Origin of the sequence: Devosia sp., assembly GCF_028290435.1 — a bacterium.
GTDB lineage: Bacteria > Pseudomonadota > Alphaproteobacteria > Rhizobiales > Devosiaceae > Devosia.
In genome coordinates, this window is the sequence record NZ_JAQGJV010000058.1 from 1 (window position 1) to 14,091 (window position 14,091).

16 protein-coding genes are annotated in these 14,091 nt (G+C 62.3%); 6 read left to right on the top strand and 10 right to left on the bottom strand.

Annotated features, from left to right (window positions below):
• Nucleotides 1–80 precede the first annotated feature (80 nt).
• The 5 genes from queF to JWP26_RS13185 form a co-directional block, all read right to left on the bottom strand.
• A complete protein-coding gene (queF, locus tag JWP26_RS13165) occupies nt 81–533 on the bottom strand; it encodes a preQ(1) synthase (protein WP_299728284.1) in 453 nt (150 codons plus the stop codon).
• Between the two features lie 4 nt (nt 534–537).
• Complete coding sequence (locus JWP26_RS13170; protein WP_299728287.1) at nt 538–759, bottom strand: hypothetical protein; 222 nt, start codon at nt 757–759, stop codon at nt 538–540.
• Between the two features lie 81 nt (nt 760–840).
• Nucleotides 841–1,134 (bottom strand): HlyU family transcriptional regulator, encoded by a 294-nt coding sequence (locus JWP26_RS13175; RefSeq protein ID WP_299728289.1) that lies wholly within the window; start codon nt 1,132–1,134, stop codon nt 841–843.
• A gap of 33 nt (nt 1,135–1,167) precedes the next feature.
• The gene (locus JWP26_RS13180) at nt 1,168–1,443 is read right to left on the bottom strand and encodes a DUF2442 domain-containing protein (RefSeq protein WP_299728291.1); all 276 of its coding nucleotides are present in this window, start codon (nt 1,441–1,443) and stop codon (nt 1,168–1,170) included.
• 59 nt (nt 1,444–1,502) lie between these two features.
• Nucleotides 1,503–2,156 (bottom strand): TetR/AcrR family transcriptional regulator, encoded by a 654-nt coding sequence (locus JWP26_RS13185; RefSeq protein ID WP_299728294.1) that lies wholly within the window; start codon nt 2,154–2,156, stop codon nt 1,503–1,505.
• Nucleotides 2,157–2,322: 166 nt separating this feature from the next.
• On the opposite strand from JWP26_RS13185, the gene JWP26_RS13190 reads away from it, so the two are divergent.
• Together JWP26_RS13190 and JWP26_RS13195 are read left to right on the top strand one after the other, a co-directional pair.
• On the top strand, nt 2,323–2,997 hold the full coding sequence (locus JWP26_RS13190) for a PspA/IM30 family protein (RefSeq protein ID WP_299728297.1): 675 nt from the start codon (nt 2,323–2,325) through the stop codon (nt 2,995–2,997).
• Between the two features lie 37 nt (nt 2,998–3,034).
• Entirely contained in the window at nt 3,035–3,298 is a 264-nt protein-coding gene (locus tag JWP26_RS13195) for a hypothetical protein (RefSeq protein WP_299728300.1), read from the top strand.
• A 71-nt stretch (nt 3,299–3,369) separates the two neighbouring features.
• Here JWP26_RS13195 and rpoD read toward each other — a convergent pair whose 3' ends face one another.
• The 3 genes from rpoD to JWP26_RS13210 all read right to left on the bottom strand — a co-directional run bounded on the left by rpoD (nt 3,370) and on the right by JWP26_RS13210 (nt 8,180).
• Nucleotides 3,370–5,436 (bottom strand): RNA polymerase sigma factor RpoD, encoded by a 2,067-nt coding sequence (gene rpoD, locus JWP26_RS13200; RefSeq protein WP_299728303.1) that lies wholly within the window; start codon nt 5,434–5,436, stop codon nt 3,370–3,372.
• A 191-nt stretch (nt 5,437–5,627) separates the two neighbouring features.
• Nucleotides 5,628–7,580, bottom strand: a complete 1,953-nt coding sequence (gene dnaG / locus JWP26_RS13205) for a DNA primase (protein ID WP_299728306.1) — start codon at nt 7,578–7,580, stop codon at nt 5,628–5,630.
• Between the two features lie 72 nt (nt 7,581–7,652).
• Complete coding sequence (locus JWP26_RS13210; RefSeq protein WP_299728309.1) at nt 7,653–8,180, bottom strand: carboxypeptidase regulatory-like domain-containing protein; 528 nt, start codon at nt 8,178–8,180, stop codon at nt 7,653–7,655.
• A 144-nt stretch (nt 8,181–8,324) separates the two neighbouring features.
• Here JWP26_RS13210 and JWP26_RS13215 point away from each other — a divergent pair, with 144 nt between their 5' ends.
• A complete protein-coding gene (locus JWP26_RS13215) occupies nt 8,325–9,230 on the top strand; it encodes a YihY/virulence factor BrkB family protein (protein WP_299728312.1) in 906 nt (301 codons plus the stop codon).
• Here JWP26_RS13215 and JWP26_RS13220 read toward each other — a convergent pair.
• A complete protein-coding gene (locus JWP26_RS13220) occupies nt 9,227–9,790 on the bottom strand; it encodes an HdeD family acid-resistance protein (protein WP_299728314.1) in 564 nt (187 codons plus the stop codon). The genes JWP26_RS13215 and JWP26_RS13220 overlap by 4 nt on opposite strands.
• A gap of 160 nt (nt 9,791–9,950) precedes the next feature.
• On the opposite strand from JWP26_RS13220, the gene JWP26_RS13225 reads away from it, so the two are divergent.
• Together JWP26_RS13225 and JWP26_RS13230 are read left to right on the top strand one after the other, a co-directional pair.
• A complete protein-coding gene (locus JWP26_RS13225) occupies nt 9,951–11,147 on the top strand; it encodes an MFS transporter (protein WP_299728326.1) in 1,197 nt (398 codons plus the stop codon).
• A 124-nt stretch (nt 11,148–11,271) separates the two neighbouring features.
• Entirely contained in the window at nt 11,272–12,423 is a 1,152-nt protein-coding gene (locus JWP26_RS13230) for a diguanylate cyclase (protein WP_299728317.1), read from the top strand.
• Between the two features lie 141 nt (nt 12,424–12,564).
• Here JWP26_RS13230 and JWP26_RS13235 read toward each other — a convergent pair whose 3' ends face one another.
• The gene (locus JWP26_RS13235; protein ID WP_299728320.1) at nt 12,565–13,017 is read right to left on the bottom strand and encodes a GatB/YqeY domain-containing protein; all 453 of its coding nucleotides are present in this window, start codon (nt 13,015–13,017) and stop codon (nt 12,565–12,567) included.
• A 136-nt stretch (nt 13,018–13,153) separates the two neighbouring features.
• Between JWP26_RS13235 and carA the strand changes: the two genes are divergently transcribed.
• Nucleotides 13,154–14,091, top strand: a 938-nt coding sequence (gene carA, locus JWP26_RS13240; RefSeq protein ID WP_299728323.1) for a glutamine-hydrolyzing carbamoyl-phosphate synthase small subunit, incomplete at its 3' end; no start/stop codon positions are given.

Below are 14,091 nucleotides of genomic sequence, written 5' to 3' on the forward strand. Positions count from 1 at the left end.
GAGTGAGGTGTTTGCCGAAGGCCCCCTCACCCGTCGCTGCGCGCCGACCTCTCCCCCGAAGGGAGAGGTGAAGTACCCGCCTAGCCCCGCCCGCGATACGGCTGCACACCCTGATCCGGCAGCCACACCCCCTCAGGCGGCACGCCAGTCTGCCAGAACACGTCAATCGGCAGCCCACCACGCGGGTACCAATAGCCCCCAATGCGCAGCCAATGCGGCTTGACTGTCGCAATGATCTTCTTGCCGATATCGATGGTGCAGCCTTCATGGAAAGCGCCATGATTGCGGAACGAGGTCAGATAAAGCTTGAGCGACTTGGACTCGACCAGGAACTGGTCGGGCACATAGTCGATCACCAGATGCGCGAAATCGGGCTGGCCGGTCACCGGACAGAGCGAGGTGAATTCCGGCGCCACGTAGCGCGCGACATACAGCGTATCCGGATGCGGATTGGGCACCGGATCGAGCACCGCGTCCTCGGGTGTCGTCGGGGTATCGACCTGGCGTCCGAGCTGCAATCCGCCCTCGCTCATGGCCTTACTTACCCGAACGCCGAATGGTCTTGATCTGCAATGGCGGCAGGCCCGACTTTTCCGAAATCGCCCGGTCCTGGTCCATGATGGCGGTGCGCGCCGGCTCGTCGCCGTCGAGGCCGCCAAGCAGGTGCGCTTCCACCTTGCGGTTGGAGCGCTGGCTGCCGTCTTCATAGATCACGTCGAACATCACATATTCGCTGCGTGCGGTGGGTTTCTTGGCCATGGGGCTAACTCCTGTGCGGCCGAACACGGCGGTGGCATGCTGCCCCGGCGTCGTGATCGGCACTGTTGTATTGGTGGGCGACTAGCTGAAAATTCTGTCGCCCTGCTCGTCGATGATCTGCCGGCCCTTGCCGAGCGCCATCGAAATCAGATCGTCCTTGGAGCTCATGCGGTCGGCCCGCACGAATTTATAGGTCTTCAGCTCGCCGCCGATTTCTTTCTCGATAGTGCCGGCCAGTTGATATTCGCTGCCGGCGCGCATCTCGATGGCCTTGATCAGGAAGCCCTTATAGCTCTCCTGGTCCAGCGCCTTGTCGCCAGCCGGCGTGCTCGCAGCCTTGTCGCCACCACCAAAAAGCTTGCTGAAAAATGACATTGGTTTCTCCTTGAGAGGGGCTTTGCGCCTCTCTTATCGCTTTCTGGGGGGCGCGGGCAACCGCAGCAGGTCGCGCTTGCGCAATTCTTCCTGCAACCAAACGGGCGACAGGTCGAAATGGTTCGGCCAGGTCGGCACGCCATTCTCGAGGATCACCTGTCCGAAGTAGCGCCGATCCTTCAGTGCCTGGCCAGAACCCGGCTCCTCTATCAACGCCGCGCAATCGAACACGCCAAATGTGGTGTCGGAAAACAAGAGATCAAGCTTGAACGGCGGCAAGGCCCGCACTGAGGTAACTTTGAGGACCATGCCAGTCTCCGCTTATTCAATACCGCCCTATGCCCGACCAATCCCCGCAGAGCAAGGATTCAAGCCTGCGCCGCGAACAGGCCATCAGTCACCGCGCCGACCAGAATAGCGATCAGCGCCCAGGTGCGCTCCCGGGCCGTCGCCGCATCACCGCTGAAATACGTCAACGTCACGATGCCATGCACCGACGACCACAGCGCCCGCGCCGTTTGCTGGCGCACCGCGATATCGGCGCAACGCGGCGCACTCTCCAGCACACGCCCAATGATATCGATCATCGCATCGAGCTGCTCGACATAACCTTCAGGCGTATCCGCCATACTGCGATTGCGATCGAACGCCAGCACCGCGCTCCACCGGCTGGCATTAGCCGCCACGAAGTCTATATAGACCTCCGACAGCCCCAGCAGCCGCTCCCGCACCTGGTCCCGTGCCGCATTGCCGATCAGGCCCTGCGCGATCCGTTGCGCCAGCCTTTCCTCGATAGGCCCGACATTGGCCTGCCCCACCGCATTGAGATCGGCATAAATGCGCTGGTTGGCGGCCATCACCAACCCATCCACATTGCCGAACAAATTGTAGATAGTGCCCACCGAAACGCCGACAGCCTGGGCCAACGGCCGGGCTTTCACCGCCGGCAGCCCACCCTCGTCCATCAGCGCAATGGTCGCGTCGATCAGCGTCTCGCGCACCGCGTCATGTTCAAGAGTCATATTTTTCGTCCGTCTTCAGGCCCCGCCATGGTCGTAGCATATTAATTTGAACTTTGTTCGTTTTTACGCTTGAACGCCGTTCAAAAAAGCGTATGTTGAATTCATGAACGATGTTCAAAACGACTTGCGGCGGTTTGTAGCCTCCGCCTCACCCGGAGAAGCCAAGATGTTGGACTTGATTTCCACCCTGTTCCGCGGCGCCAATGCCAAAGCGACCGAGACTGTCACCGACCACTTCGCCATTGACCTGATCAACCAGAAAATTCGCGAGGCCGAAGCTGGCGTCGAAGGCGCCAAGCACGCGCTGGCCGCCCTCATCGTCCGCCAGCGCGCCGAACAGAAAACCCTCGATACCCTCGGCGTCCGCAAGGCGATCCTCGAAAACCGGGTGCGCGAAGCCCTCGCCGCCGGCAACGAGGCCCTGGCCCTTGAAGGTGCCGACGCCATCGCCCAGATGGAAAACGAAATGACCGTGCGCGCCGAAACCCTGGCCCGCCTCTCCGAACGCGTCGCCCGCCTGCGTCAATCGGTAGAACAGGCCCATCGTCGCGTCGCCGACCTGCGCCAGAACGCCATCGCCGCTCGCGCCATTGATCTGGAACGCCGCTCGCAGCGCCGCCTCAACCGTTCGCTCGATGGCGGCAGCGCCATCCACGAAGCCGAGAAACTAATCCAGCGCGTCACCGAGCAGGATGACCCTTTCCAGCAATCCAGCGTGCTGGATGAAATCGACGACGCGCTGTCGCATCGCAGCACCGAAGACAATCTCGCCGCCGCCGGCTTCGGCCCCGCCACCAAGACCCGCGCACAAGACGTCCTCGCGCGCCTCCGCAATGCCTGAACCAAAAAACATCAACACAATCAAGGGATTTTGAAAAATGAACAACAGCAACAACACCGTCTACATCATGTTCAACGGCCTCGGCGTCGCCACTGCCTACGTGATGTTGGCCCTCTCCGTCTGGCTCGCCCCCGTCGATCTCTCCACCAAGGGCTATTGGGGCATGGGCATCTTCCTGCTCACCGTGGCTCTCGTGAACCTCGTCAAGTACCGTCTCGACGATCGCATCCAGGCCGAACGCCTCTACAAGCTCGAAACCGCCAAAAACGAAAAGATCATCCAGGACTATATCACCGAGTAAGTGCCTGACGCAGAAACGAAAACGGGGGCCCATGGCCCCCGTTTTTACTGTTTCAGAATTCCTGGAAATGCCTAGTTGTCGAGGAAGCTTCGCAGCTTCCGCGACCGGCTCGGGTGCTTCAGCTTGCGCAGCGCCTTGGCCTCGATCTGGCGGATACGCTCGCGGGTCACCGAGAACTGCTGGCCGACTTCTTCCAGCGTGTGATCGGTGTTCATGCCGATACCGAAGCGCATGCGCAGCACGCGCTCTTCTCGCGGCGTCAGCGAAGCCAGCACACGTGTGGTGGTTTCACGCAGATTGCTCTGGATCGCAGCGTCGATCGGCTGGATCGCATTCACGTCCTGGATGAAATCGCCCAGATTGCTGTCTTCCTCGTCGCCGATCGGCGTTTCAAGGGAGATCGGTTCCTTGGCAATCTTGAGCACCTTACGAACCTTGTCCAAAGGCATCTGCAGCTTTTCGCTGAGTTCCTCGGGGGTCGGCTCGCGGCCGATTTCGTGCAGCATCTGGCGCGACGTGCGGACGATCTTGTTGATCGTTTCGATCATGTGCACCGGAATACGGATGGTGCGCGCCTGATCGGCGATCGAACGGGTGATCGCCTGGCGGATCCACCAGGTCGCATAGGTCGAGAACTTGTAGCCGCGACGGTATTCGAACTTATCCACGGCCTTCATCAGGCCGATATTGCCTTCCTGGATCAGATCCAGGAACTGCAGGCCACGGTTCGTGTACTTCTTGGCGATGGAAATCACGAGGCGAAGGTTGGCTTCGACCAGTTCCTTCTTGGCGATCGCAGCTTCGCGCTCGCCCTTTTGCACCTTATGCACGATGCGGCGATATTCGCCGATATTGAGGCCGGCTTCGGTCGCCAGGGTGGACACATCGCCGCGGATTTCGCGGATGGTGTCGGCTTCGCGCTTGGCGAATTCGCCCCAGCCCTTGCCTTCGCGGGTTTCCAGCGACTCTTCCCAGGCCGGGTTCACTTCCTGGCCGTAGTAGCTCTCGAGGAACTTCTCGCGCTTGACGCCATAGCTTTCGGCCAGGCGCAGCAGGCGCCCTTCCAGCTTCACCAGGCGCTTGTTGATGTCGTAGAGCTGCTCGACCAGGTTCTCGATACGGCCGGCATTGAGCGACAGCGACTTGACGTCGGTGATCACTTCGCCGCGCAGCACGTCGAGCTTCTTGGTATCGGCCGCGCTGACATCGCCGGTCGGGTTACCGGCATGCCGGTCCTGCATGACGCGCATCTTGCCATAGGCCTCGGCGATGCGGTCGAAGGTCTCGACCACCTGCGGCTTCAGCTCGGCTTCCATCGCCGACAGCGACAGCGCGTTCTCGAATTCGTCGTCGTCATCGTCGGCGACCGGGTCCTGCGGGGCCTGCGGCTCCTCGGGCACGTAGTCGTCGTCGCTATCGCCGCTCGGAGCGCGGCGCGCCACCGGCTTGGGGGCAGCCACGGGCTCGGGCTTGGGATGGGTGTGCATGCTCAGCACTTCGGGCGTCGGCGTCGCCTGCTTGGCGTCGGGGCCCGCATACGTGGCTTCGAGATCGATGATGTCGCGCAGCAGGATTTCGCCCTGGGCGAGCTGTTCGCGCCAGATGATAATGGCCTGGAACGTCAGCGGCGACTCGCAGAGACCTTCGATCATGGTCTCGCGACCGGCCTCGATGCGCTTGGCGATGGCGATTTCGCCCTCGCGGCTCAGCAGTTCCACCGAGCCCATTTCGCGCAGATACATACGCACCGGATCGTCGGTACGGTCGGAACCGGCCTTGGTATTGGACGTGGTGGCAACGGCGCTGCCAGTGGCGGGCGCGACTTCGGTGCCGGTATCGTCCTCGTCCTTTTCGACTTCGGTCTCTTCGACCTCATCTTCATCGACGACATTGATGCCCATGTCCGAGAACATGGACATGATGTCCTCGATCTGCTCGGAGGAAACCTCCTCCGAGGGCATGACGGCATTGAGCTCTTCGTACGTCACATAGCCGCGCTTCTTGGCGACCTTGATGAGTTTTTTGACGGCGGCATCGGATAGATCGAGCAATGGGCTGTCGTTCGTCGCCTCGGGGGCGCCGGCTTCGGGCTTCTCATTGTCCTTGGTCGTCGTCTTGGTAGCTGCCTTGGTGGCCATCTGGTACTCCGTCGGGACCCGTCAGCGGCCGGGTGCCGGTAAGGTCATAAGTGGTGACGCCTCAAGGAAAGATAAAGGTTTGGTTACCCAGACGTTAACGCCTGACGCTCCAAGCAGTTCGTTTCGGCCGTTTTATGCGTACATCGCCATACGCAAAATCGCGCGTACTCGCAGGTTTCAGGCTCTCAACCCTAAAAACTGCGTGTCGCGCGTCCCGATAACGAACCAAAGCCTTCGATCAATGCCTCAGTGCCATCGACAGTGGTAATTTGGTTCTTGATGTCCCGCAGCCTTTCAAAGGTTTCTTCGCTTGGGTCTTCGCCCAGCGCCGCTTCGGCTGCTTTGAGTTCCTTATTTAGCTGAACTTTCTTGTTATGCAAGGCCAGCGCGTGACTCAATCCGGTCTCGGCATCGATTTGCGCCGTTTCGGTGGTAATTTGCCACACGCCCTGCTGATTGAGCACCCGCGCCATCCGGTCCAGCGCCTCGCCATAACCGCGCACACCCAGGGCACTCATCAGGTCGGCCGCAGAGATATCGTGGTGCCGCACCACCAGCGCCAGGATTTCGCTCAATACCTTGTGAGCGGCCGGCGTTTCGAAGTCCAACGCCGCCAAAGTCTCGAATTTGTCCTCAACCAGCGCCGGGTGATTGACAAGGCTGACGATGATCGCCGCCTCGCGCGGCGTCGCGTCGGCCGTCGCGCTGGGCTTGAGCAGCCGCGAATTGCGCAGCGTATCGGAGACCACCAGCCGGGGCGTGCCGCGCGCCGGATATCCATAAGCGCCGCTCTGGCCATAGGTCTTGCCCTGCCCATAGGCCGGCCGGCCCCCGCGTGGCTCGAACCGCCCCTGCCGCGATGGCGCGAAGAAGGCCTTGAGCTTTTCATCGAACGCTTGCGCGTAGTGAAAGCGCACGGAACTGTCCTGGATCGAATTGGCGCGCTCGCGCATCCGCGCCTGCAATGCTGCGCGTTCTTCTGGCGCCTCGGGCACTAGCCCACCAGTCTCCATGCTCCAGATCACATCGGACAGACTGCGGGCCTTGTCGATCACATCGGCAAAGGCCTGCCGCCCCTGCGCCTTGATCAGGTCGTCCGGGTCCAGCCCGTCCGGCAAGGTCGCGATCTTGACGGTAAAACCGGGCTTGAGATGCGGCATCACCAGATCGGCGGTGCGCTCGGCCGCCTTCTGGCCGGCCTTGTCGCCATCGAAGCACAGCACCGGCGCCTCGCTCATCCGCCACAGCAATTGCAGATGCTCCTCGGTCATCGCCGTGCCCAGCGGCGCCACGGTGCCCTCGAAGCCGGCAGATACCGCCGCGATCACGTCGAGATATCCCTCGACCACGATGATGGTCTTGCCATCGCGCGCCGCCTGTCGTGCGGACTGGCCGTTGTAAAGCGTCTGCCGCTTGGAAAAGAGCGGCGTCTCCGGAGAGTTGAGATATTTCGCCGGTACATCCGCCGACAACGCACGGCCGCCAAAGGCGATCACCCGTCCCCGAAAATCCATGATCGGGAACATGACGCGGTTGCGGAACCGATCGTAAGGCACCGGAATATCGTCGCCATGCACGACCAGGCCCGTGTCGATCATGTCCTGCGCCGACACGCCATTTTGGGCCAGATGTTCCTTAAGCCCATTGCGGCTATCAGGGGCAAAACCGATGCGGAACCGGGTCTGGCTTTGCGCCGAGACACCGCGCTCGAACAGATAGCCGCGCGCCCGCGCCCCGATATTGTGGCTCAGCGCCGCCTCGAAATACTTGGTGGCGAGGTCCATCACCTCGATCAGCGAACGCTGCTCGGCCTCGCGCTTTTCCACCCGCTCATCGCGCGCCGGCATCGCAACGCCCGCCATGCCCGCCAGCTTCTCGACCGCCTCGGGAAAGCTCATCCCGGCCTTTTCGGTCAAAAACCGAAAATGGTCGCCCGATACGCCACAGCCGAAGCAATGATAGATGCCGCGCTGGTCATCGGCATGGAAACTGGGGCTTTTCTCGCCATGAAACGGGCAGCAGGCCCACATGTCGCCACGGCCCGGATTGCTCTTTCGCTTGTCCCAGATGACATGCTCGCCCACCACCTGCGTTATCGGCAGGCGCTGACGGATCTCGTCCAGGAAAGTATCGGTGAAGCGCATCGCCTTACGTAAGCACTCGCTCCCGCGAAGTCACGCCCCAAGGGTTTTTCCACAGCCCAGCCGCCAATCGGCTCAATACCCCCGCATGACCAACCGGACACTCTTGCCACCATGAACACTGACCCGTTCAAGGATGGGGAACTGCATAAATGTGTAGTCGCTTGGCAGGTGAATCATCGCGACGATGTAATATTCGCCGTCCGCTACGTGATCGAAACTGAATGACCCGCCCGAACTGGCGATCGTCTTGCGCATATATTGTTCATAGAGTGGCGCCGCATCCGGCACCCGTACGCCCCAGCTCTGCCGCTTGCGATCACCGTAAAGTAGGGCGATTCGCTCGTCCGCGTAGGCAGTCCGCGGAATGAGGAACACATCAGTACCAACCGCGCGCAACAGCTTGCCATTGTTTCGGCGCACAAAAGCTTGTCCGCTGACCTTGGCACGCCCGCTGGCGTTGACGAATGCCGCTGCCTGGGCATCGAACGCAGCGGTCAATACCACCGGCGCACGCGTGGCAACGCAGCCGGATACGACCGCAGCAAGCAGGAGGAGAGCAACACAGCGAACCAAGGCACGATGCCATCCAAACCAAGCCATAGTCGCCCCCGTCTCGCTTGATGTTCATGTTATGTACTCATGATGTTAACTGAGTCAAGCCGGGTCTACGCCGCTTTCCCGCTCGACCTCATCCTTCGGCAACCTCACCGCCTGCGCGGCGTTCCCTTCGCAATGGGGGCCGCCGTGACCGATCTGACTACCAAGCTTGTCGTCGAAACCGTAACCGCGCCAATGCCGAAGAACTATCGGCGGCGCTGGCGTCGCGTGCTGTGGCGCACGGCCAAGGCTGTGGCCCAGATGGAAACCTCGATGCGGTGCGCCGGTATTGCTTATTTCGGCTTTCTATCGCTTTTCCCGGCGATCAGTACGGTCGTGCTGCTGATCGGGCTGCTGGCCAGTCCGCAATTTCTGGCCGACATGATCGACAGGGTCGATGGCCTGGTGCCCAAGGTCGCGCAGCAGGCACTGGCCAGCCAGATGGTTACGCTGCTGGCCCAACCCCGCGTCGGCCTCGGCATCGGGCTGGTCATTTCTCTGGTGATCGCGCTTTGGAGCGGTTCGCGCGGCGTCGCGGCGCTGATCTACGCCACTTCGCAGACCCGGCAGGAGCCGGAGCGGCGCGGCATCATCATGACGGTCGTGGTCTCGGTACTGACCACTTTGGCCGGCGCCCTGACCATGGTTGTCGCGTTGACGCTGGTTGCCGTACTGCCCGCCTACTTCGCCTACCTGCCGTGGCTCGGGCACAACCAGACCATCGTGCTGCTGTTGCGCTGGCCGCTGCTACTGGTCCTCGGCGTGCTGGCGATCGCGACCTTCTACCGCTTCGCACCCGATCGCCGGGCCCATCGTGCCCGCTGGATCTGGCCTGGTGCCATCGTGGCGACAGTGCTGTGGCTCGCCGTGTGCGCGCTGTTCTCGCTTTACGTCGAGAGCATCGGCAATTTCCAGGCCACCTTCGGCTCGCTGGCGACCGCTATCGTGCTGCTGCTCTGGATGTACAATTCGGCGCTGATCCTGGTGCTGGGCGCCACCCTCAACGCCCAGCTCGAATTCGAAACCCTCGCCGAACGCGCCCGAGTGGCCTAGACGGTCTTGCTGCGCTGATAGAGCCTATACGCCCAACCGAACAGGCCGAACGAGAACACGATCAGCAAAATGCCGCCCAGCATCAGCCCGATCGAGGCGCTGAGCACCGGGAAGAACAGGAACACCAGCCCGATCAGGATGTAAGACACACCTGACAACACCACCGGCCAGATGCGCGCATAATGCTCGCGCTCGCGGGTGATGACGACGATCTGCATCACGCCCACGATCAGCGCCGCGATCCCCACCAGAGTGGAGAGGAACGTCACGGTCAGGATGGTGGCAATGAACGGGCTGAGCAGGATGAGAATGCCCAGGATCGGCGCCAGCACGTTGGAGACGACGTCGAACCAGTAATTGCCGCTCTTGCCGCCCCCGAAGGTCAGGCTCCACAGGCCCAGGAGCCCGTCGATGATCAGCAGGATACCGCCCCACAGCACCAGCACCGACAGCGCCTGCACCGGAAAAACCACCACATAAAGTCCCGCCAGCAGCATCAGCACGCCGCGCAGCGCTGTTGCCAGCGCAAAACGGCGCCGTGTATCCGCAGAAATCGCCATAGTCCCATCTCCCGCCCAAATATGATGGCGAGTGTAGCGCCATTTGCCTTCTAGTCCAGCATCCCACGGTTCAGTTTTTGAGCGTCCCGCTTTCCATTATCTCCATTGCCCGGCGCGGCCGGCTGTGATTTGAGGCGGCTTCAATCGAGGCCTGCCGATGCTGTCCCTGCCGCTGATCGCCCTGTTCATTGCCGCCTTTGCCTTCGGCACCACCGAATTCGTCATTGCGGGCGTCCTGCCCCAAGTCGCCGACGGGCTAGGCGTCACCATTCCGGTCGCCGGTTATCTGGTGTCGGGCTACGCCATCGGCATCGCGCTGGGCGGGCCGTTGCTGACCTTCGTCACCAACAACGTGCAGCGCCGCACGCTGCTGCTCGGCCTGATCGCTGTATTCACCGTGGGCCAGGTCGCCTGCGCGCTGGCGCCCGATTTCGCCGCCATGCTGGTGCTGCGCATGGTTATCGCCGTGGTGCACGGCACGTTTTTCGGCATCACCATGGTGGTGGCGGTCGGGCTGGTCCCGCCAGACCGCCGGGGCTTTGCCGTCGCATTGATCCTGTCCGGGTTGACCGTGTCCAACGTGGTCGGCGTGCCGCTGGGCGCAGCGATCGGCAATATGTTCGGCTGGCGCGCCACCTTCTGGGCCATGAGCCTGCTCGGGCTGCTGGCGAGCCTCGCCATCGTGCTGTGGCTGCCGCGCACCCGGGGCGCCGGGGCGCCGCGCCCGCCTTTGGCGCGCGAAGTGGGCGTGCTGGGCCGCCAGCAGGTCTGGACCTCGCTGTTCCTCATGCTGATGCTGATGATCGGCCAATATGTGCCCTTCACTTACATCGCCCCCATGCTGCACGAGGTGACGGGGCTCGATACCAATGTGGTGCCGTGGGTGCTGCTGCTGAACGGCGTCGGCTCGACGGTCGGCGTGTTCCTCGGCGGCCGCCTGGCCGACTGGAAGCTGATGCCTTCGATGATCGTCATGATGGCGCTGCAGGCCGTCACCCTGGTGGTGCTGTATCTGGCCAGCCCCTATCCGTGGCCCATGGTCGCCACCGTCTTCGTCTGGGGCACGCTGAACTTCGCCATCGGTACCCCGATCCAGACCCGCATCCTGAGCTGGACCGCTGACGCGCCAGGCCTGGCGTCCTCGCTGATTCCATCGGGGTTCAATATCGGCATCGCGCTGGCGGCCGTTCTCGGCTCCGCCATGCTCAACAGCGGCTACGGCTATCGCAGCCTGCCGCTGGTGGGCACCGTGGCACTGCTGGTGGCGGCGCTGGTGGCTCTGCAGTCCCTGGTCTGGGAGAAACGCAGCGGCTCGCGGCCGCCGGCGGCGATCGAGGCAGCCCTGCCCGCGCAATGAGGCGGCGACGCTAAGACTTTGCTCACCACAACCGCGCTCGTGAAATCGCAATCGGCGGAAGCTTGCTAAGGCTGCTGAACACGCGAAACCGCCAACCCCGGCGTATTCGAGTGCGGACGGGGCCATGCTTCTAGACCAGACATCCCTGCTGACGGCGATCGGCTTTTCCAGCGCGGCCCTGACCCTGACCCTGCTCGCCAGTTGGCTCGGCGCGCGCACCGATAACTATCTGCTGAGCTGGGCCGCCGGCATGGCGCTGGTGGTACTGGGCGTCATCGCCTTCAGCATCGTGGACACGCATTACGATCCGGGCCTGCAACTGGCCTCGTTCGTCCTTCTGCTCGCTGGCTTCGCGCTGGTCTATGCCGGCACCCGCCAATTCCGCTTGGGCGCAGTGCCGTGGCTCATTGTGGCGGGCCTCTGGGCCGTGTCGGCGGGTGGCATCAGCGTGGCGTTCGCCCTTGGCCTGTCGGGGCTGGGAACGGCCGGTGCCAATTTCGGCATCGCCATTCTGCTGGTGCTGGCAGCGCGTGAATGCTGGTCCGGCCGGGCCGAAGCGCCGGTACCGCTGCTCTCCAATACGGTGCTCTACCTCATCGTCGCCGTCTCATTCTTGCTCTGCGGCATCGAACTGCTACGCGAGGGCAAGCTGGTGCTGACGGCGCGCCCGCAGAACTGGGCGGAAGACTTCAATTCCATCGCCGCCATTATCGGCCTGACCGGCATCGGCGCGCTATCGATCACGCTGAACCAGTTCCGCGCCGCCCGCCATCATCGGCACCAGTCCTTGACCGACCCGCTGACCGGTATGCTCAACCGCCGCGCCTTGTTCGACAATCTCGCAGGCAAGGCCATCGAGCCCGGCGTCGCGGTCATCATGTTTGACCTGGATCACTTCAAGGCCATCAATGACCGGCTCGGCCACGCCGTCGGCGATCTGGTGCTGCAGCAATTCGCCACCATCGTACTGGACAATGTGCGCGCCGCCGATACTGCCGCGCGCCTGGGCGGCGAGGAATTCTGCATCGTGCTCGGCCAGATGTCGTCGCGCTCTGCCGTGGTTGTGGCCGAACGCATCCGCGAAACCTTCGAGGCCACCGCAACCCCCTCGACGGGCGAGCCCGTCAGGGCCACGGTGAGCGCCGGCATCGCCATCAGCGGCAGCAAGGCCGAAACCTTTGAGCAGCTGCTCGGCCGCGCCGATAGTGCCCTCTACAAAGCCAAGCGCGACGGCCGCAACCGCGTCCATGCGCCCGGTCTTCGACTTGTAGCGTAGGAACGGTCGACGTTCAGCTCAGGCTGAGTCGAAAATGCCGGTATTCGAGAACCGGACCGGAGCGTACATTCAAGTACGCGAGGACCGGAAGCGCAGAGAACCAGCATTTGCAGGCCAGCATCAGCTGAAGGGCGATTGGTCCTAGGCGGACAATGCTGCCTTAACCTTGCCGCTCGCCTTGCCGAAATCGATGCGGCCCGGATAATCGGCCTTGAGCTGGCCGATCACCTTGCCCATGTCCTTGGCGCCTTCGGCGCCGGTGCTGGCAATCGCCGCGGCAATCGCGGCATCGACTTCCGCATCGTTCAAGCCCTTGGGCAGGAACTCGTTGAGGATATCGATTTCTTCCTTTTCCACAGTCGCCAGATCAGCCCGGCCGGCCTGCGCGTAGATGGCGAAACTCTCCTCGCGCTGCTTGACCATCTTTTGCAGGATGACGAGGATTTCCTCATTGGTCGCCGGCCCACGCGCCTCCTGGCGAATGGCAATGTCCTTGTCCTTGATCGCCGAATTGATCAGCCGCAGCGTCGACGTGCGGCGCTGATCACGGGCTTTGAGGGCAATCTTGAGGCTTTCGCTGATCTCGTCGCGCATGGGTTTGGCTCCTCTTGTCCTGCACTTTGTGCAGCCCATATAGGCGTAAACAACCCGTTGCGCCACTTGCGCGGTCGGGTCGAGCCTTCTAAGAGAAGGTCTCAATCGACATAGTCCAAACTCTTGGAGGCTCACCGTGACCGGTTGGCAGCAATCCCCCGCGACCGCCCTTTTGATCCTGGCCGATGGTACGCGCCTCGAAGGCCGCGGCATCGGCGCCGTGGGCCATGCGGCTGGCGAAGTGTGCTTCAACACCGCCATGACCGGCTATCAGGAAATCCTGACCGACCCGTCCTATGCGGGCCAGATCGTCACCTTCACCTTCCCGCACATCGGCAATGTGGGCACCAATGACGAAGACATCGAGACGGTCAACATGGCCGCTCTGTCTGGCGTCCGTGGCGTCGTGCTGAAGGCCGACATCACCAATCCGTCCAATTACCGCGCCGCTGAAAAGCTCGATGCCTGGCTCAAGAAGCGCAACATCGTGGGCATCACCGGCATCGACACCCGCGCCCTGACAGCTCAGATTCGCGAACACGGCATGCCCAACGGCGTCATCGCCCACAGCGAAGACGGCTATTTCGACGAAAAGTCGATCATGGCCGAACTCAACGCCTTTCCTGGTCTCGAAGGCCTCGACCTCGCCAAGGAAGTCACCACCGCCCAGACCTATCACTGGGACCAGACCGGCTGGAAATGGGGCGAAGGCTACGGCACGCTCGAGAAGCCTGAATTCCACATCGTCGCCATCGACTACGGCGCCAAGCGCAACATTCTTCGGTGCCTCGCCGACCAGGGCGCCCGGGTAACCGTCGTGCCGGCAACTGCTACTGCCGCCGACGTGCTGTCGCACAATCCCGATGGCATCTTCCTGTCCAACGGCCCCGGCGATCCGGCAGCGACCGGCAAATATGCCGTGCCGACGATCAAGGCGCTGATGGAAACCGGCAAGCCGGTGTTCGGCATCTGCCTTGGCCATCAACTGCTCGGCCTGGCGCTGGGCGGCACTACCTCAAAGATGCATCAGGGCCATCACGGCGCCAATCATCCGGTCAAGGACCTGACCACCGG